The organism is Pseudomonas sp. TH49, assembly GCF_016650625.1.
GTDB classification, from domain to species: domain Bacteria; phylum Pseudomonadota; class Gammaproteobacteria; order Pseudomonadales; family Pseudomonadaceae; genus Aquipseudomonas; species Aquipseudomonas fluorescens_H.
The window spans coordinates 2,783,972-2,802,421 of record NZ_JAEKFL010000001.1 but is presented as its reverse complement, the minus strand read 5'-3'; the positions used below and the strand labels follow the sequence as shown (position 1 = coordinate 2,802,421).

20 protein-coding genes are annotated in these 18,450 nt (G+C 58.9%); 11 read left to right on the top strand and 9 right to left on the bottom strand.

What is annotated here, in order from left to right:
- Positions 1-181: 181 nt before the first annotated feature.
- A complete protein-coding gene (locus JFU48_RS12820) occupies positions 182-811 on the bottom strand; it encodes a hypothetical protein (protein ID WP_201136649.1) in 630 nt (209 codons plus the stop codon).
- Between the two features lie 118 nt (positions 812-929).
- Between JFU48_RS12820 and JFU48_RS12815 the strand changes: the two genes are divergently transcribed.
- Both JFU48_RS12815 and JFU48_RS12810 read left to right on the top strand, forming a co-directional pair.
- Positions 930-1,613, top strand: coding sequence for an AbiV family abortive infection protein (locus JFU48_RS12815; protein ID WP_242486634.1), 684 nt, complete (start codon positions 930-932; stop codon positions 1,611-1,613).
- 268 nt (positions 1,614-1,881) lie between these two features.
- Entirely contained in the window at positions 1,882-2,214 is a 333-nt protein-coding gene (locus JFU48_RS12810; protein WP_201136648.1) for a hypothetical protein, read from the top strand.
- Between the two features lie 24 nt (positions 2,215-2,238).
- On the opposite strand, the gene JFU48_RS12805 is transcribed toward JFU48_RS12810, so the two are convergent.
- Together JFU48_RS12805 and JFU48_RS12800 are read right to left on the bottom strand one after the other, a co-directional pair.
- Entirely contained in the window at positions 2,239-2,712 is a 474-nt protein-coding gene (locus JFU48_RS12805) for a hypothetical protein (protein ID WP_201136647.1), read from the bottom strand.
- 255 nt (positions 2,713-2,967) lie between these two features.
- A complete protein-coding gene (locus tag JFU48_RS12800) occupies positions 2,968-3,717 on the bottom strand; it encodes a hypothetical protein (RefSeq protein ID WP_201136646.1) in 750 nt (249 codons plus the stop codon).
- A 119-nt stretch (positions 3,718-3,836) separates the two neighbouring features.
- Here JFU48_RS12800 and JFU48_RS12795 point away from each other — a divergent pair, with 119 nt between their 5' ends.
- The 3 genes from JFU48_RS12795 (at position 3,837) to JFU48_RS12785 (ending at position 7,045) form a co-directional block, all read left to right on the top strand.
- A complete protein-coding gene (locus JFU48_RS12795) occupies positions 3,837-4,211 on the top strand; it encodes a hypothetical protein (RefSeq protein WP_201136645.1) in 375 nt (124 codons plus the stop codon).
- Between the two features lie 110 nt (positions 4,212-4,321).
- Positions 4,322-5,053 carry a hypothetical protein gene (locus tag JFU48_RS12790; protein WP_201136644.1) on the top strand — a complete coding sequence of 244 codons (732 nt, stop codon included), beginning with the start codon at positions 4,322-4,324 and terminating at the stop codon, positions 5,051-5,053.
- 72 nt (positions 5,054-5,125) lie between these two features.
- Positions 5,126-7,045, top strand: a complete 1,920-nt coding sequence (locus tag JFU48_RS12785) for an alkaline phosphatase D family protein (RefSeq protein ID WP_201136643.1) — start codon at positions 5,126-5,128, stop codon at positions 7,043-7,045.
- Between the two features lie 126 nt (positions 7,046-7,171).
- Here JFU48_RS12785 and JFU48_RS12780 read toward each other — a convergent pair whose 3' ends face one another.
- Positions 7,172-8,344, bottom strand: a complete 1,173-nt coding sequence (locus tag JFU48_RS12780) for an aspartate aminotransferase family protein (RefSeq protein WP_003227963.1) — start codon at positions 8,342-8,344, stop codon at positions 7,172-7,174.
- Positions 8,345-8,446: 102 nt separating this feature from the next.
- On the opposite strand from JFU48_RS12780, the gene JFU48_RS12775 reads away from it, so the two are divergent.
- From JFU48_RS12775 to JFU48_RS12765, 3 genes are all read left to right on the top strand, one after another.
- On the top strand, positions 8,447-9,352 hold the full coding sequence (locus JFU48_RS12775; protein WP_045122621.1) for a LysR family transcriptional regulator: 906 nt from the start codon (positions 8,447-8,449) through the stop codon (positions 9,350-9,352).
- Positions 9,353-9,407: 55 nt separating this feature from the next.
- The gene (locus JFU48_RS12770) at positions 9,408-9,812 is read left to right on the top strand and encodes a GNAT family N-acetyltransferase (RefSeq protein ID WP_201136642.1); all 405 of its coding nucleotides are present in this window, start codon (positions 9,408-9,410) and stop codon (positions 9,810-9,812) included.
- Between the two features lie 61 nt (positions 9,813-9,873).
- The gene (locus JFU48_RS12765) at positions 9,874-10,389 is read left to right on the top strand and encodes a hypothetical protein (protein ID WP_201136641.1); all 516 of its coding nucleotides are present in this window, start codon (positions 9,874-9,876) and stop codon (positions 10,387-10,389) included.
- A 1-nt stretch (position 10,390) separates the two neighbouring features.
- Here the strand turns inward: JFU48_RS12765 and msrA are convergent, their stop codons facing one another.
- The 3 genes from msrA to msrB are packed head-to-tail and all read right to left on the bottom strand — an operon-like array spanning position 10,391 to position 13,481.
- Positions 10,391-11,095, bottom strand: coding sequence for a peptide-methionine (S)-S-oxide reductase MsrA (msrA, locus tag JFU48_RS12760; RefSeq protein ID WP_201136640.1), 705 nt, complete (start codon positions 11,093-11,095; stop codon positions 10,391-10,393).
- A gap of 15 nt (positions 11,096-11,110) precedes the next feature.
- Positions 11,111-12,919 carry a cytochrome c biogenesis protein DipZ gene (locus tag JFU48_RS12755; RefSeq protein ID WP_201136639.1) on the bottom strand — a complete coding sequence of 603 codons (1,809 nt, stop codon included), beginning with the start codon at positions 12,917-12,919 and terminating at the stop codon, positions 11,111-11,113.
- Between the two features lie 43 nt (positions 12,920-12,962).
- A complete protein-coding gene (gene msrB, locus JFU48_RS12750) occupies positions 12,963-13,481 on the bottom strand; it encodes a peptide-methionine (R)-S-oxide reductase MsrB (protein ID WP_103484051.1) in 519 nt (172 codons plus the stop codon).
- A 151-nt stretch (positions 13,482-13,632) separates the two neighbouring features.
- Here msrB and JFU48_RS12745 point away from each other — a divergent pair, with 151 nt between their 5' ends.
- The 3 genes from JFU48_RS12745 to JFU48_RS12735 all read left to right on the top strand — a co-directional run bounded on the left by JFU48_RS12745 (position 13,633) and on the right by JFU48_RS12735 (position 16,684).
- Complete coding sequence (locus JFU48_RS12745; protein WP_201136638.1) at positions 13,633-14,343, top strand: response regulator transcription factor; 711 nt, start codon at positions 13,633-13,635, stop codon at positions 14,341-14,343.
- A complete protein-coding gene (locus JFU48_RS12740; RefSeq protein WP_201136637.1) occupies positions 14,340-15,860 on the top strand; it encodes a sensor histidine kinase in 1,521 nt (506 codons plus the stop codon). The genes JFU48_RS12745 and JFU48_RS12740 overlap by 4 nt, the downstream gene beginning before the upstream one ends.
- Positions 15,861-15,979: 119 nt before the next feature.
- Complete coding sequence (locus JFU48_RS12735) at positions 15,980-16,684, top strand: hypothetical protein (RefSeq protein WP_201136636.1); 705 nt, start codon at positions 15,980-15,982, stop codon at positions 16,682-16,684.
- Positions 16,685-16,751: 67 nt separating this feature from the next.
- Here JFU48_RS12735 and JFU48_RS12730 read toward each other — a convergent pair whose 3' ends face one another.
- The gene (locus JFU48_RS12730) at positions 16,752-17,243 is read right to left on the bottom strand and encodes a RidA family protein (RefSeq protein WP_027612161.1); all 492 of its coding nucleotides are present in this window, start codon (positions 17,241-17,243) and stop codon (positions 16,752-16,754) included.
- A 311-nt stretch (positions 17,244-17,554) separates the two neighbouring features.
- The gene (gene cyoE / locus JFU48_RS12725; protein ID WP_003227980.1) at positions 17,555-18,442 is read right to left on the bottom strand and encodes a heme o synthase; all 888 of its coding nucleotides are present in this window, start codon (positions 18,440-18,442) and stop codon (positions 17,555-17,557) included.
- Positions 18,443-18,450: the final 8 nt, after the last annotated feature.

The following is an 18,450-nucleotide window of genomic DNA, read 5'->3' as shown; positions in this document are numbered from 1 at the left end:
ATTGGTTGACACCCCCTACGCGTGCGGAATCAGCAACACAAACGACCATCGTTGCAGATGCCGTAACGATGGTCTTTTTTCAACCAAAAGCTTTCAATTTCAATGACTGAAATTTCAGTAAGCTGGGCGGCCTACCACTGCCGAGATCCCGCGGGTTTCCGACCCCGTGTAACTGCAAAGCTCACAGGGTCCCCGGCACCTTTTCAGAGCTCAAGATTGGATGGCCTCGGAAATCAAAGCCCGGTAGGGCCCGCTCTAAATAGCCGACGGTGCGAGATTCTAAAAGGGCTTTGGCATCCGGCAGCAGTGCGTGTACCTCACCCAGCGTCGGCGCTCTGTCCAACCGCTTGTTCTTCACCAGTTCAACCAGCTCATGACGAAGACGATTAGCTGCCTGTTTTGGACCAATCCTCGCATAGACCGAGTCTCGAACCAGGAACGTCGGGAACGCCTCTTGGTAGATCTCAATCAGCGCGCTCCAGCGGGGATCATGAAACTCTTTACCCACTAGTTCTTTCACCATTGCAAACGCCTGCTTGTGCTTCTTCTGTGAAGCGTCCATTGCGGCGTAGCTGTCGGCCATGTACTGCGCATCCCGCTCGTCTTCTAGCTGACGACTACGGTTAATGCTGGCTAGAACCTCTTGTGCTTGGGCGATCAGTAAGGAGTCGTTCGTAATAATCCCGACGTCCAGGGCAAGCAGAGCGGCGCCATAAGCGATGTCTTCACTTTCATAATCATCCTTGTCGTGCCGTTCGAAAGCGGCGAATCTAATTTGCAAAGCTTGGCTAATTGCCTGGTTGGAATGCATTGCTGAACACTCTTATCTTGATAATTGACAAACGTCATATCGGCCGTGACCGGTTGAAGCAGAACCTCCCTCCGGTGCTGCTACATTCGCCCATCCTTAAAACGCACGAGGGGTCATCTTGCAGACAAAACTCGACAGCTACAAAGGCCCACTTTCCATTTCTCAAATAGCGAATGGAATGAACGCCGCGTTACAAAACGCGGCACGGCTTGCCAAGGATGCCAGATTGCTTCTTGACTCTGATCGGCTTCCGTCAGCCGTATCGCTAGCAATCCTATCCATCGAAGAGGCCGGAAAGATTTCCATTCTTCGCGGGTTGGCGTTTGCCAAAAACGAGCAAGATCTGAAAACGGAGTGGAGGAGCTATCGGTCTCATACCAGCAAGAATCTACAGTGGATTCTTCCACAACTGGTGGCCGCTGGAGCTCGATCTCTCGATGACATGCGCCCACTGTTTGACGAGGAATCGGATCACCCACAGCTTCTGGATCAACTGAAACAAATAGGTTTCTACACTGACTGTTTGGGGAGCAAGGCTCACTGGTCACTCCCGGATGAGGTCATCGACCTCGATTTGGCAAAGATGCTCGTCAATACAGCAGAGACCTTAAGTTCTGGAGCCTCGACGACTGAGCGAGAGATCGAATTGTGGGTTGAGCATCTTGGGCCTGTTTGGAAACAGAGTGACCGACAAATGAAGCAGGCCTTGGTTGATTGGTATGGGGCTATGCAAGCGGAAGGTCTGAAAGAGGCCGGACAAAACAAAATGGAGCAGTTCGCACGCGGTGGCCTGGGCAATTGACCTGTTCGCACACCCAGCTTACCCTTTGGTGAAGCACAGCACTTACGACCGTGTATCCCTGTATGTATCCCTCGTCGCATAATAGGGCTGCACGCCACGGATTATATGGAGCGCTCGAGTCTCCCTCGGGCACCAAAATTAAGAAAGGTCTTGCTTAGCAAGGCCTTTTTTTTCGTCTGCCAAAAAGTGGCCGCTGTTGTAGGAGCTGCCGAAGGCTGCGATCTTTTGATCTTTTCCTTCTTGGCCGAACAAATCACTAGGACCCAGCATGGAAACGTCACTGGAAACCGTCGCCCTGTTCTCCCTTAAGCTCGCTTACGAGGAGGAAGGCCTGAGCCCGATTCTGCGGGATGACATGGTCATGGGCGACTACCAGAAAGACGTGTTCGAATTGCTGGTGCGCCGCGGGGATATCCAAACCATCCAGTTCAAGATGAACGAGTGCCTGGGGTTGGCGATGGACGCCTTGGGCGGGGTCGAGAAACCGCTGGGACGTGAGCTGCACAAGCTGTCAGCCGATTTCAGGCAGGCGCAGTCGCTGGAGCAGCTTGATCAGCCGCTCCTCGCGCTCAAGGGTTATTTGAAGGATGTTCTTAGCTGATGGACGGCGACCTATGAGAGATCATTAGCCAAGCGCACCTTTGACCGGAATCCAGCTACTGGAAGGGAGAGAAAGAAAAAGCGAAATGGCAAAAAACATGACGATAATGAAAAACGCCAACCACAAGTGCCACAATCTGACTTTACTCACCCACCTCCAGAACCTCGGCTGTGCAAGCATTACCGCTTCCGCCAGCACCGCGACATCAAACGTACTTGCCACATTCTGTCCAACACGAACGGCCATAGTTTCGGCCATTTTCTTGTAAAACCTGATCAGTCCATGGCACTTCACCATACAGAGCGCCCCTAGAGCGCCGATGACTATCAAGGCGGCAACAAGCCAACTGTCTTGCTCATCCAACCGCTGATCAATCGCCATCACCGCAATCAATGCTCCAATAACCATCGTCAGCGTATTCGCAATTGCGCGACGCTCATCCTGGTGATGTCGAACCTGTTCACAGTACTGCTCGTAAACGCTGATTGCCGCGTCCATGCTTCCCTCCCGTAACTTTCATAACCCTCAACTCCAATGACCAGTGGCAGAGTCCCGCGTATTAACCCTAGAGTTGCTTTTTAGTTCTTCATAGCAGTGAAGTCGATGGCACGAACCTTCGTTTTTGTGGCCTGACTTCTGTGTATTCCTACTTACATAATTCGTTCGCAAGCCCCAGATCAATATGAAGCACTACAGTCTCCCCCTGCTACTTAAAAGACATCCTTTCATCCGCCGCGCCACGCGCTGAGCGTGTCAGCGCCGTGCCTTCAACACCCGAATATCCGTCGCAAATCCATCCGCACCAACAATCTTCTTCCAGCCCACATACTGAAACTCGCCCCGCTCATCGATGTAATCGCCCTTCTCCACCGACCGGCCGCCGACGATCGCCACGCGTTTTTCCTCGCCACAACCGCCATCCGATGGGCGAACGGTATAAATCACATACGGCTTCACATATTGCGTGGCGCGGAAGTATTGGCCGCAGACTTCGTCGACGGTGATCAGCATGGTTTTCAGGCGAGCTTCGCCGTCCATGTCTTCGTGCAGTTTCAGGAAGGAGATGTCGCCGACGTCGCTGTAGCCGAGTGAACGCGCGCGTTGGTATTCGGGGGAATTCTGGTGGGCGATGCGGCCTTGCTGGGCGGCCTGATTCATTCTGGCGGCGAACTCGGCTTTGCCTTGGGCAATCGTTGCCTCGGCCTGGGCGGCGACGTTTTCGCATTGAGCGAATTCGCGGGAGCCGAGGTATTGGGGCGTCAGGTTCAAGCGGCGCTCATTGATGATCCGCAGGCTGCCTTCCAGATCACCTGCCACCTCAAAGGCGCCAGGTACGCGACCGCTCTGGACGTCGGCCATTTTTTCCTGCATTCGCTGGCAGTTGGCGAGGTAATACTGCCAGCTGCTCTCCGGAGGCTCTTTCCAGGCGGCGATTGCCGGAGTAATGGCGCTGGCGAGCGTGATTGCACAGAGCGTGCGTAGAACAGAAGCGACTTTTGACATGCGTAGTCCATTACAGGAATCAAGAAAGTGGCGCGACGCTACTATTTTGCTATCGTGCCGTCCACTGTCGGCAAGGTGCCGAGCGTTTGTACCGCGACGGGTTGCGAAGGGTGGATACGATGGATTTTGTGTTTTTCTTTATTGCCTGGATAGGCATGTGGGTCTGGGTCGTCAGGCAGCGTGGGGCTTGGAACCTGCTACTCGCCAATGTGTTGGGCGCTGCCAGCGGCATGATTGTTGGCCTGGTGGTTTCGCAGCTTTGTATCGGTCTGTTCGGCTCTAGCCGGCCACCGGTCCCGGAGGTCATGGGATCGATTCTGGAAATGCTCGCAACCGCTGCGGCGCTGAGCGGTGTATGGATGCTGGTGGCCCGCCGCTCGCAAGTCGAACATCCTGTCGCGCGTCAGCTACTGGCCGGCCTTTGCGGCGTAGTAGCCGGCATAACGGCGATCATGTTTTTTGCCCAGATCAATCCGCCCAATCTCGGCATGTAAATGTCTTCGTGGCGTCAGACCTCTATTTTGATATCTTGCCGTCCATCTTCAGCACTCACCGCCAGTGAGTGCTGTTTTGCAGGCTATTGAAGGGTTAAGGAAAGGATCGAATGGAGTTTCTGAGTTTTCTGGCATTTATCGCCGCCTGGGGTTTCATGTGGCGCTGGGTGGTGAAAAACCGCGGCAGCTGGAATCTGTTTTACGGCAACATCGTTGGCGCGGCGGGCGGTTTTATCGTCGGCATGGTGGTGCTGTCGATCTTGCTGTCGATATTCCCGTCAGCGCATAAATCCGCAAAAGCGCCAATCGAAGACGTGATCACACAGAGCGATGTGACCACCAGTCTGTTGCCCGAAGCCGAGTCGGACTCGACGTCCGCGGTGCTGGAAAACGCGCCGGGCTTTGCCGCGATCGAGCCGGATAACCAACCTTCTCCGCCGGATTCCGCACTGCTGCCGAATTACGCGAGCCGGGCACCGAAATCGATATCGGAAAAAACCGTCCTGGATCAGAGCGACGCGCAGGGCCGTAAAGCGCTCACCGCGCTGCGCGACAAGCTTGGGCAAAATGCCGACAGCGATGAATCGATGCTCGCGTATGTCATGTGCGGCACGCTGGTCACCAGCACGCTGCGCTTCCCGGCGTCGGCGCGCTTCGCCGACAGCTCTGCCATTGTCACCAAGCGCTTCAAGGATCAGGTCTACACCCTCAGCAACAAGGTCACCGCGCGCAACATGAACGGCGATGACGTCACTTATAGCTTCGACTGCTCGGTGCAGGAGCAACCCGCGTCCGCCGAATGGCGACTGCTGAATCTGAAGTTGCAGAAGGTCGGTTCTTAAGCCTCGTTTAAGGGTTCAAGGCGCCGGCTGCGCTATCATCGCCAGCCTGTGCGCCTTGAGCTTTGCCCCCGAATGTCCCCGATACCTGCTGACCTGAATCCGCTGCCTACCGTTTTGGCCGGCCCGCTGCTGCGCCGGCTGGAACCAACGCGAGTGGTGCTGTGGTTGGTCGGCTCCCGCGAGCTGGCGCTGACCTTGCGTCTGCAAGGTGTAGGAGACATTCCTCTCGATGCCGGGAAATGCACAGTCATCCCCGTAGGCCGTCACGCGTTCGTCCATCTGATCGACGTTGTGCTCGACAGCACCCTGCCTTGCGACACGCGTATCGACTATGACCTGCTGATCGACGGCCAGACGCCCATCGCCGCATGGGCGCCGCATCTGCTGTACGGCAATGCCCACTGCCCGAACCTTGTCGTGCGCTCGCGGATCGATCAGTTGCTGCACGGTTCCTGCCGCAAGCCCCATCACCCGGCGGCAGACGGTTTGCTGTGTGTCGATCAACTGTTGGCTGCCGAAACCGATCCGCAACAACGTCCAGCCCTGCTGATGATGAGCGGCGACCAGATCTATGCCGATGATGTTGCCGGCCCGATGCTGCGGGCAATTCATGCCTTGATCGAACGCCTCGGCCTGTTCGACGAACACCTCGAAGGCGCGGTGGTCAGCGACAGCGCCAAGCTTTACAAGCACCCTGCCAGTTACTACCACCGCGCGGATTTGTTACCGGCGCTGGAGAGCAACGAGACCTTGCGCGAGCGATTTTTCGGCGGCGCGCGTAAGCCTATTTTCACCAGCAGCAGCGCCGACAATCACCTGGTGACGTTCGCCGAAGTCATGGCGATGTACTTGCTGGTGTGGTCGCCGGTTGCCTGGACCCTGATTACCCCGCAAGCGCCGGTAATGACCCCGGAACGGCTCAAGCGCTACACCCTCGAACAGACTCGCATCGATGGATTTAAGGCCGGCCTGAACAACGTCGCTCGAGCCTTGGCGCACCTGCCGAGCCTGATGATTTTCGATGACCACGACATCACCGATGACTGGAATCTTTCCGCGCAGTGGGAGGAAACCGCCTACGGCCACCCGTTCTCCAAACGAATCATCGGCAACGCCTTGATCGCGTACATGTTGTGCCAAGGCTGGGGCAATAATCCGGACGCGTTCAAGGATGTGCTGGAGAACACTCGCCGCCTGAGCGCCAGTGGTGACGATCAATATCTCGACAGCCCGGTGCAGGACGCGCTGATCGATGATTTGCTGGGCTTTCAGCACTGGCATTTCGTGCTGCCGACCAGCCCGGCGCTGGTGGTGCTCGACACCCGCACCCGCCGCTGGCGCAGCGAGATGGCACTCAAGCAACCCTCCGGTTTACTGGACTGGGAAGCGCTGAGCGAACTGCAACAGGAGCTGCTCGATCATCCGTCAGCAATCATTGTTTCCCCCGCGCCGATCTTCGGCGTGAAGCTGATCGAAACCGTGCAGAAGGTTTTCAGCTGGTGTGGTTATCCGCTGCTGGTCGACGCGGAAAACTGGATGGCTCATCGCGGTGCGGCGCAGGTGATCCTGAACATTTTCCGACACACCCGCACACCCGGAAACTACGTGGTGCTGTCCGGCGACGTGCATTATTCCTTCGTCTACGAAGTGCTTATCCGACACCGCAAGGCCGGGCCACGGATCTGGCAGATCACCAGCAGCGGAATCAAGAACGAGTTCCCGAAAACCCTGCTGGAATGGTTCGACCGCCTCAACCGCTGGCTCTACTCGCCGCGTTCGCCGTTGAACTGGTTTACCAAACGCCGGCGCATGCGCATCGTGCCCTATACCCCGGAACATGCCGAAGCGGGTGAGCGGCTGTGGAATTCAGCGGGGATCGGGCAGGTGTTTTTCAATGCGCAGGGGCAGCCGAGCGAGATCATTCAGCACAATTCGAACGGGGCGATGAAGACGCGGATGCTGGCGCCGGAGTTGGGGGATTATCCTGATTAGCATCACGCACTTTTCCAATGTGGGAGCGGGCTTGCTCGCGAATGCAATTGATCATTCAAAATCAATGTCGACTGACAACACGCTTTCGCGAGCAAGCCCGCTCCCACAGGGACTCTCGGCGGCAGGTCAGTGCGCGATCACGGCACGCCCCACACCTCTGACAATCATCTCCACCTCCCGCTCATCAATCGTCAGTGGCGGCAGCAGCCGTATCGTCTTGCCGCGTGTAACGTTGATCAGCAATCCATGATCCCGCGCAGCAATCAGCGTCAGATCGCGGATCGGCTGTTTCAGTTCGATGCCGATCATCAAGCCCTGCCCACGAATCGCCAGCACGTTGGGGTTGTCTGCCAGTTCGGCACGTAGACGAGCCAGCAAGCGCTCCCCCTGTACCCGAACATTTTCCAGCAAGCCTTGTTCTTCGATGATGTCCAGCACCGTGCAGCCGACCCGGCAGGCCAGCGGATTACCGCCGAACGTGCTGCCATGGCTGCCGGGGGTGAACAGATCCGCCGCCCTGCCCCGCGCCAGGCAGGCACCGATCGGCACGCCGTTGCCAAGGCCTTTGGCCAGGGTCATGACGTCCGGCACGATGCCTTCATGCTGGAACGCAAACCATTGGCCAGTGCGGCCGATGCCGGTCTGGATTTCGTCGAGCATCAGCAGCCAGGCGTGACGATTGCACAGTTCGCGCAGGGCTTTGAGGTACCCGGGCGGCGCCAGTTGCACACCGCTTTCGCCCTGGATCGGCTCGACCAGAATCGCCACGATCCGCTCGCCGTGCTTTTGCTGCACTTGATCCAGCGCAGCCAGATCACCGAAGGGCACTTTGACGAAATCCCCCGGCAAATCATTGAAACCCAGACGCACCGCCGGCCCATCGCTGGCCGACAAGGTGCCCAACGTGCGGCCATGAAACGCGTTGGCCATGACCACCACCAGTGGCTGTTCGATGCCTTTGCTCCAGCCGTACAAACGCGCCAGCTTCAGTGCAGTCTCGTTGGCTTCAGCGCCGGAGTTGTTGAAAAACGCCCGCTCCATTCCTGACAACTGCGTGAGTTTCTGCGCCAGCTGTTGCTGCCAGTCGATGCTGTACAGGTTGGAGGTGTGCAGCAACAGTCCGGCCTGCTCGCTGATAGCAGCGACAATCCGTGGGTGCGAGTGCCCGACATTGGTCACCGCGACTCCGGCGACAGCATCCAGATATTCTCGACCGGCCTGATCCCACAGGCGCGTGCCCAGGCCTCTGATAAAGCTCAGGGCCAGCGGTTGGTAGGTATTCATCAGGGCGGCGGTCATGACTTCAAACTCCAGTGAAGGTCGGTGTGTTTGCAGTATGGTTAGCCACCAGAACTGGATAAACTCGGCAAAACTTCAATCATTTAAAAGCAGGACTTGATAATGGACCTGTTGCAGGCAATGAGCGTGTACGTGAAGGTCGTGGAAGCCGGGAGCATGACGGCGGCCGCGTTGCAGTGCGAAATGTCCACGACCATGGTCGGAAATCACCTGCGCGCACTGGAGCAAAGGCTCGGCGTGCAGTTGCTGCAGCGCACCACCCGCCGTCAGCGACTGACCGAATTCGGTAGCGTTTATTACCAGCGTTGTCTGGATGTATTGGGCCTGGTGGCCGACTCCGAACGCCTCGCCGAACAGGCCCTCGACGAGCCGCGCGGCTTGCTGCGTATCACCGCGCCACTGACTTTTGGCGTCGAACGTCTGGCCCCGGCGCTCAGCGAGTTTTCCCTGCAATACCCGCAATTGAAAATGGATGTGGTGCTGACCAACCGCCGTCCGGACCTGCTGGAAAGTGGCCTCGACGTGGCGTTTCGGCTGGGGCATTTCGAGCAGTCGAACCTGATCGCCCGGCCGCTGATCGACTACACCCTGACCGTGTGCGCCTCCCCGGCGTACGTCGCGCGACGCGGCATGCCGATCACCCCGGAAGACCTGCAGCAACACGACTGCCTGTCGTTCGCCTACCCTGCCGGCGATGACTGGCAATCGGTGGAAAAACGCTGGCGCCTCAGCGGCCCGGACGGCGAGATTCTGGTCGACGTCAGCGGCCCGATGCTGATGAACACCTCTGCCGGCCTGCATCAGGCGGCGCGCACCGGCATGGGCATTGTGATGCTGCCGGATGCGCTGGTGGAACAGGATCTGCGCGACGGCAAACTGGTGACGGTAATCCCCGATTACCAGCCACCGAGCCGCCCATTGCACCTGCTGTACGCGCCGGATCGTTATCGCTTGCCCAAGCTGCGGCGCTTCGTCGAATTCGCGATGAAAACCTGGGGCAGATCCTGATTTGGGCTGCGATTGACTATGCTCCGGTGATTGCCGACAAGGATGCTGCCATTCGATGAAAACCAACCTCACCGTACGCGATCTGTTGCCTGCCGAAGTGGAGCCAGTTCGCCTGTTTCTAGGGCAACATGGCTGGGGACACCGAACGGGTTCCAACGACTACTTCGCCCAACTCATCGAAAACTCGCAACGCACTGCGGTCGCGCTGAGCGGCGAGCAGATCATCGGTTTCGCCCGAGGCCTCACCGATGGTTTGTCCAACGGCTATCTGTCGATGGTGGTGGTTGATGATCAACATCGGCGCGCCGGCGTCGGGCGCGCACTGGTCGAGCATGTCATGGGTGCCAACCCCGAGATCACTTGGGTTTTGCGCGCCGGGCGCGAAGGGGCGGAGACGTTTTTTGCCAGTTTGGGATTTGAAACGTCGGTGATTGCCATGGAGCGGCCGCGCTTGAAATAACCGGCGCCGACCATGGCAACCGCTATGATTCATCTTCTCTTTAAAGCACGGACGCCAATTGATGCTAATCACTCTGCAAAACACCCCACTGTGGGTTTATGCGGTTTTCCTGGTACTGGTGTATTTCGGGATCAAGGCACGCACGCCCAGTCCCAAGAGCCGTTTAGCAATGCTGGTCACACCGCCAGCGTTGATAGCCTGGTCTCTCTTCTCAATAAATCTGACGCTTAACCCAGCCTTGTCCCTCAGTTGCTGGATGGGCGCCCTTTTGCTGGGCGGCGTTACAGCATGGCTGATGTTTTCGGCGCAATACGTGACGCTTGATGATTCGCAAACAGGACTGATCTTGCCCGGCACATGGAAAGTGTTGATGTTGTACCTGCTGTTTTTCGCCGTGAATTACTACTTCGGTTATCAGGATGACGTGCATCCGGAGCAAGCCTCTACTCCGGATATGCTGCAGTTCAAAGCTGCAACGTCAGGTTTCGTCTGTGGATTGATAGGCACTCGTTCGCTGAAGTACTACCGGTTGCTGCGCTTGCTTCAGGCGCAACGCCCGGGATTGACCGCACAATGAATCAGGAGCTGTCTTTCACCAACACCGGCTTATCCTGATAACGCTGCGCAAACAACTGCTTCAACTGCGCCACCTTCGGCATGTCGTTGATCACAATGTACGGATAGCTCGGGTGTTCGGTCAGGAAATCCTGGTGATAGTCCTCCGCCGGGTAGAAGCCGTTGTAGGTTTCCAATTTCGTGACGATCGGTTTGCTGTAGGCATGCGCCGCGTCGAGTTGGGCGATGTAGGCCTGGGCCACCCGTTGTTGATCGGCATTGACCGGGAATAGCGCCGAGCGATATTGCGTGCCGCTGTCGGGGCCTTGGCGGTTGAGTTCGGTCGGGTTGTGGGCCACCGAGAAGTAGATCTGCAGCAGGCTGCCGTAGCTGACTTGCGTCGGGTCGAAGGTGACTTGCACGGACTCGGCGTGACCGGTGTCGCCTTCGCTGACCCGCTCGTATTGCGCCGTGCTCGCTGCGCCGCCGGCATAACCGGAGACCGCTTTCTGCACGCCTTTGACGTGCTGGAAAACCCCTTGCACGCCCCAGAAACAACCACCGGCGAACACCGCGGTTTCACTGTGCGCCTGGGTGGTTTCGTCGAGGGCTGGTGGCGGGATGACCACCGCGTCTTCAGCCCCGAAAGAAAACGCCGAGCATTGGCCGATCACGCCGGCCATGGCGACGCCGAGCAACACACGTCGCCAGTTGTTTTGAGCTTTCATGTTGCGCACTCCCGATCAGCCGAAGGTGAAGGCATAAGCCGATACGCCCGGATCAAGAAATTCGATGGTGAAGGTGCGATCCTTCACCTCGTCGGTTTGCCGCACCAATTGGTACAAGCGCTGTTCGGTCACGCGACCGCTGCCATCCGCGGCGACATCGATTCCGTGGGCATCGCCCGGCGCCTGACCGTCAATCGACACTTTGAAGCGCACCGGTTTGCCATCCGCGTTCGGCCCCAGGACCAGATGCAGATCGCGGGCGTGGAAGCGATAGACGATGCGACTGGCCGGCGCACTGGCGGTGGCGCGCTCGGCGCCGACAGCCCACTGGCCGCCAAGGCTCCAGTCATTCAAAGTCAGGTCGGCCGGTGGGTTATAGGTCGCGACCTTGTCAGGCACCAGGCTGGTTTGCGGTACGAAATGTTCCGCACGCTGGTAGCCGACGTAGGTTTCCGGCGACAGCACCTGATTCATGTCCGGGGCCATCTGCACGCCTTGGGCGTCAGCGTTGATCAGGCCATCAGCCACGGTTTTGGCCCCGGCTTCACGCAGCAACTGCTGGATGACCCGCTCCGATTCGGCGTAGTCGCCTTCGCCAAAATGGTGGTATCGAATCCGTCCCTGAGCATCGGCAAAATAATGCGCCGGCCAGTATTCGTTGTTGAAGGCACGCCAGATCTTGTAGTCGTTATCGATCGCCACCGGGTAGTTGATACCCAGCTCCTTCATGGCTTTGGTGACGTTGCCGACATCGCGCTCGAAGGCGAACTCCGGCGCATGCACACCGATTACCACCAGCCCCTGATCGCGGTACTTCTCGGCCCAGGCTTTGACGTATGGCAGGGTGCGCAGGCAGTTGATGCAGGAGTAGGTCCAGAAATCCACCAGCACCACTTTGCCCTTCAATGCCTGGGCATCGAGCGGTGGCGAATTGAGCCATTGCACGGCGCCAGTGAGCGGTGGCAACTGCCCTTCGACAGGCAATGTTCCGGGCGCGTTGTCAGCGATTTTCATCATCGCGCCTGTGGCTTTCATGCTGCCGTTCGCCGCGTCATCCACAGCGGGAATCTGCGCCATCATCGTGCCGCTGCCCGCAGGTGATTTGCCGGAGAGTTTGCCCACCAGCGCTTGTTCGATTCCGCCCGTGGATGCGGTCGACAACCGTGCCAACAGCCCGGTGTCGAGGCCCAACGCAATCGCCGCAACACCCGCCAGCATCGCCGCTCCCAACCCACGACGGATCCACTCCCCCGTACCGATCGAGCGCTTCATCAACGCAAAGACCTTACCGCCCAGCAGCAGCGCCGCCGCCAGTGAAGTCGCGGCGCCCGCCGCGTAGGCGAGCAACAACAGCGTGGTGGCGATGCTTGCCCCTTGCAGCGCGGCGCCGGTCAGAATCAAGCCGAGAATAGGCCCGGCGCACGGCGCCCAGAGCAACCCCGTGGCAACGCCGATCAGAAACGAGGCGCCGGGACGCGGACGATTGTCCTGGCCCGCGGCTTCGGACAGCCGACTGCCGGCCGAGACCAGCGGTCGCGTCAGGCGCTCGGCGAGACGCGGAAGCAGCAGCGTCAGCCCGAACAGTGCAACGAACAGCAACGCGAGCCAGCGCCCGTACTGATTGACTTGCACCACCCAACCGCTGCCCACCGCCGCCAGCGTGGCGACGAGGGCGAAGGTCAGCGCCATCCCGGCCAATAGCGGCAAGCCACTCTTGATAAACGGCTGCCCGGTGCGAGCGAAGACAAAAGGCAGAACAGGCAGGATGCACGGACTGACGATCGTCAGCACACCGCCCAGATAAGCGAGAACCAAGAGCCACATGGTGTCGTCCTGTAGAAAGTGAAGATCGAAAAATCGCCATGGCTCATGCCGCCACGGGTTTGAACGTCATCGCCAGGCCATTCATGCAATAGCGCAGGCCGGTGGGTTTCGGGCCGTCATCGAAGACATGCCCCAGGTGTCCGCCGCAGCGCCGACAGTGCACTTCATTGCGCGACATGCCGAAGGAGCGGTCCTGACGCGTGGCCACCGCGTGCTCCAGCGGTGCCCAGAAACTCGGCCAGCCGGTGCGGCTGTCGAACTTGGTCGCCGATGAAAACAGCGCCAGGTCACAGCCCGCGCAGTCGAATGTGCCGTTGCGATGTTCGTTGTTGAGGGGGCTGGTGTAGGCCCGCTCGGTGCCTTCTTCGCGCAGGATGGCGTACTGCTCATCCGAGAGCAGCGAGTGCCATTCACTGTCGCTGTGGCTCACCTCGAAAACCTCATCGGCATGGGCTTGCTCGATCAGTGCGCTGCCCGAGGAAAATTTTGGCAATACACCCGCCACCAGGGCTGCAACCCCCAGCCCGCCGCTCGCTACGAGAATCTGTCGCCGTGAAAACATGGCCGTCTCCAAAAATTCCAGGTGCCTGTCATGGAACACAGCCTAGGCTTGGGTTGATCGCCAAATCCTCACGGGAAGTTAACGAATTCGTGATAACTCGCCCCGAGGAAAACCCGCACAATGCGCTCACTGCGCCGAAGGATTGAGCTTGATGGAACCGACCAGACGCATCCTCGTGGTCGAGGATGACCAACACATCGCCGATTTGATTTGCCTGCATTTGCGCGATGAACATTACGACGTCCTGCACTGCGCCGACGGCGACGAAGGCGTGCGCCTGTTGCAACAGGGGCAATGGGATGCGCTGATCCTCGACCTGATGTTGCCGGGGGTCGACGGCCTGGAAATCTGCCGCCGCGCCCGGGCGATGGCGCGCTATACGCCGATCATCATCACCAGCGCACGCTCCAGCGAATTGCACCGCATCCTCGGTCTGGAACTGGGTGCCGACGACTACCTCGCCAAACCGTTTTCAATGCTGGAACTGGTGGCCCGGGTCAAAGCCTTGCTGCGCCGGGTCGACGCCATGGCGCGCAACCTGAAAATGGACGCCGGCAGCCTCAATCTCGATGGTCTGAGCATCGACCCGATCACCCGCGATGTCGCCCTCAATGGCACGCGCCTGGACCTCACCCCGCGCGAGTTCGACTTGCTGTATTTCTTCGCCCGACAACCGGGCAAGGTGTTCTCGCGCATGGACCTGCTCAATGCGGTATGGGGTTACAGCCACGAAGGCTACGAGCACACGGTCAATACGCACATCAATCGCTTGCGGGCGAAAATCGAAAGCGATCCGGCGCAACCGACACGCATCCTCACCGTGTGGGGCCGTGGCTATAAATTCGGCACGGAACAACCATGAAACTGACCCTGTCGCAGCGCCTGTCCGTCGTATTCGCCGTGTTGCTGCTGGTGTGCTGCGGCACCTCGGCATGGCTGCAGGTGCGCTCCAGCAAGATGCACGAGCTGGAAGTGGTGCAAGGCCTGTCGCGGGATCTGGCGCAGCACATCGCCCATGACACGGTGCTGATGGACAGTAATGGCTTGATGCCCGGCGCCGTGCGCGAACTGTTCAGCCAGTTGATGCTGGTCAACCCGAGTGTCGAGGTGTACCTGCTCGACACGGAGGGTCGGATCGTCGGCAATGCCGCACCCGAGGGTCGGATGCGACGGGAAAAAGTCGACCTCGTACCGATCAAGCGCCTGCTCGACGATCAACCGCTGCCGATCCTCGGCGATGACCCGCGCAGCGTCGACGGCCGCAAGGTGTTCAGTGCCGCGCCACTGAAGGTCAATGGCAAGCCTGCGGGCTATCTGTACGTGGTGTTGCTCAGTGAAGAACATGATCGTTTCGCCGAACGCGGCGCGACCAGTGCTGCGCTCAATACCGCGTTGCTATCAATCGGGCTGGTGGCGCTGTTGTGCCTGATTGCCGGCCTCACGGCATTCAACCTGATTACCCGGCCATTGCGCCGGTTGACTGAAACTGTCAGCCGCTTCGACATCGACGGTACACCGCAATCTGCGCCCGTCATGCTAGCCGCTGTGGATAAAACCGCTGACCCGGATGAAATCGCTGTGCTCGACGCTGCCTTCCGGCAAATGCAAAACCGCCTAGGGGAACAGTGGCGGTCGTTGACCCGCCAGGATCAGGAACGCCGTGAACTGGTGGCGAACATCTCCCACGACCTGCGCACACCACTGGCCTCGCTGCACGGCTATCTGGAAACCCTGTCACTCAAGGACGCCACGCTCTCTGCCGAGGAGCGGCGCCGCTATCTGGGCATCGCTCTCGATCAAAGCCGCAAGGTAGGCGGGTTGGCGCAATCGTTGCTGGAGCTGGTGCGTCTGGAACACGGCTTTGTGCAACCGGTGCTGGAACGCTTCTCCCTGATCGATCTGCTGCAGGACATCTTCCAGAAATTCGAACTGGCCGCCGAAGCCCGCCACGTCGAACTCAAGGCCAGCTTCGGGCCAAACCTGCCGACGGTCTGCGCCGACCTTGGCTTGATCGAACGGGTGCTGACCAACCTGGTGGACAACGCCTTGCGCCATACACCGCCGGGCGGCGAAATCGAGCTGGATCTGAAACCCCAGGGCGTACTGGTCGAAGTCACGGTTAGCGACACCGGCCCCGGCATCGCACCCGAGTTGCGCGAAGGTCTGTTCCTGCGTCCGTTCAATATTGGTGGTGCGCGACGCGACGGAGGACTGGGGCTGCGCATCGTCCACCGCATCCTGCAACTGCACGGGCGAGACATTCAGTTGGTCGATGTCGCCGGGCGGGGCGCAACTTTCCGCTTCACGCTGCCGACCGATCAGCAAACCGCTGAACAGTGGATGGTGCGCTCGATGAACCTGAACACGCCGGACAAATAATCCGCACCACCGGACTGTTGTTCCGTGACAACGCCGCCCCGCTCCCCTAAATTAACCGGCCTGAAAAAGACCCCGTGCTTTCTCGTCTCAACTCAAGTTAAAAAAGTAGTGAAATTTCAATGTCCGATTTCAACACCGCTGAATCCGTAGTCACCGAATCGTCAAAAGCGGAATACGAAAACTCCATCAATCTTTCACAACACCTTCCACAAGCCAAGATCATCAGCGAGATGGTGCTGGATGCTTTCCAGTCGACCCGCGAAAGCGACCAGATCCGCGAGCTGCGCGCCGCGATCCGTCAGGCGCACGACAGCTTCGATGACGACAAGGCCTACGAGCTGATGGGCGAACTCAAGCGCCTCAAGGACGCCGAGGCCGCCGACATCGCCGCCCTCGAAGACCTGAGCAGCAAGTTCTCGATCGGCCGCATCCTGTCCTGCTTCAAGGACGATCCGGCATTCCAGGAAATCGTCTACGGCCTCGCGCTCAAAGTGCTGAACCAGACCCATCAGGCGATCAGCAACCCGAGCGGCGGCAAGAGCAAAGCCGCCCGCGCCAAGAAAGAAATCGAAATCTTCACCATCAGCAAGGACGGCAGCAGCGTGACCCTGCCGCTGCGCACGCCGCGCTCGCGTATGAACGTTGACCGTGAAGCGCTGGAGTTCCTCGGTTTCACCTTCGTCGGTGAAGGCGAAGAGGCCGAGTTGGAGGGCGAGACCTTCGTCGACAACGCCGGCACCGAACACGCGATCAACCGCAAGAACATCATCACCGCCCTGCAACAGCAGACCGCGTTCGATGGCTACAGCATCGCTGCGCAGTAAACCCGTCGCCGACAAAAAAGCCCCGCACTGAAATTCAGGCGGGGCTTTTTGTTGGGCGGCGCGGCGGTCAGACTTCCGGCTGCACCGCTGCGATCATGTCGACTTCAACCGCGGCGTTCTTCGGCAACTGATACACGCCGACCGTAGTGCGCGTATGTCGCCCGGCATCACCGAGCACATGGCTGAAAACGTCCGATGCACCGTTGGCCACCTCACTCAGGTCAACGAAGTCCGGGGTCGACTTCACATACACCGTGACCCGCAACAACGCCCGGATCTTGTCCAGCGAACCGACCGCATCGACGATCAGCGCCAGGCAACGCATGGCACTGATGCTCGCGGCAGCCTGGGCGTCCTTGAGTGTCAACTCCAACCCCACGCGACCAGGATACAGAATCCTGCCATTGACCCGCGGCACCATGCCGCTGATGTACAACTCATCGCGGTGGCGGATCAGCGGCGCGTAATTGCCGCCGGCGGTGTTCTCGCCGTAGATGTCGTAATTCAGCTCGTGTGCCAGGGCAATGAAGCGTTCGTCGCAGGTCATCCTCTCAGTCATTTCGCCCAGCCTTTTGATCGATGCATGAAAAATCGCGGAGTGGAACAGTTGAGCGCCGAGAGAGTGGCATGGCGCTATCACTGAAGACTGGATCCAAATCTAGGTGTTTTGCCAGTACTGCGCAACCTTCGAAATCGGCGGCGCACGCCATCGCGAGCAGGCTCGCTCCCACATTTGATTGGCGTCGTTCACAAATCCCCTGTGGGAGCGAGCCTGCTCGCGATGGTGTCACCTCGATTCAGCATAATTTACCCAACAAAAAACCCCGCACATCTCTCGATGTGCGGGGTTTTTCTTGAAGCCATCCAGCCTTACGGCGCGTACGTCAGCAGCAGCTCGGCCGGCACCTTGAAGTCCAGGGACATCATGACGCTCAGGGCGGTGATGGTGAAGATCGAGAACACGAACAGCTTGCGTGCCCAGACCGTGTCATCCACCGCCTTGTAGCCGGTCCAGGCCATGTACAACCAGTACATGCCCATGGCCGCGGCAACGGCGAGGTAGCTCATGCCGGCGTAACCGCTGAAAGTCAGCATCAAGGTCGCCACGAGGAACGCCAGGATGTAGAGCAGGATGTGCTTCTTGGCCACTTCGATTCCGCGCTTGACGGGCAGCACCGGAATCGATGCGGCCAGGTAGTCGTTGAAACGGAAAATCGCGATGGCGTAGGAATGCGGCATCTGCCACAGGCTGAACATCACCAGCAGGGTCAGTGCGGCCATGTCGAAGCTGTTGGTTACGGCAACGTAACCGATCACCGGCGGCATGGCGCCCGACAGACTGCCCACCAGCGTGCCGTGAACCGACTTGCGCTTGAGGTACAGGCTGTAGAAGCCGACGTAGATGATGAAGCCGATTACCGCGAACAGGGCGGCCAACGGGTTGGCCACCTTGTACAACAAGGCAACGCCGAGAACACCCAGGATGGTCGCGTAGACCAGGGCCAGTTTCAGGGAGATCAAGCCCTGCACCAGCACCCGGTTCTTGGTGCGTTCCATCTTCAGGTCGATGTCGCGGTCGATGCAGTTGTTGAACACGCAACCGGAGGCCACAACCAGGGATGTGCCGATCATGGCGGCCAGGAACACCGCCAGATCTACATGCCCTTTCGAGGCCAGGAAGAACCCGCCTGCCACAGAAAGCACGTTACCGAAAATGATCCCCGGTTTGGTGATTTGGATAAAGTGCTTGAGCGACATCGGGTCTA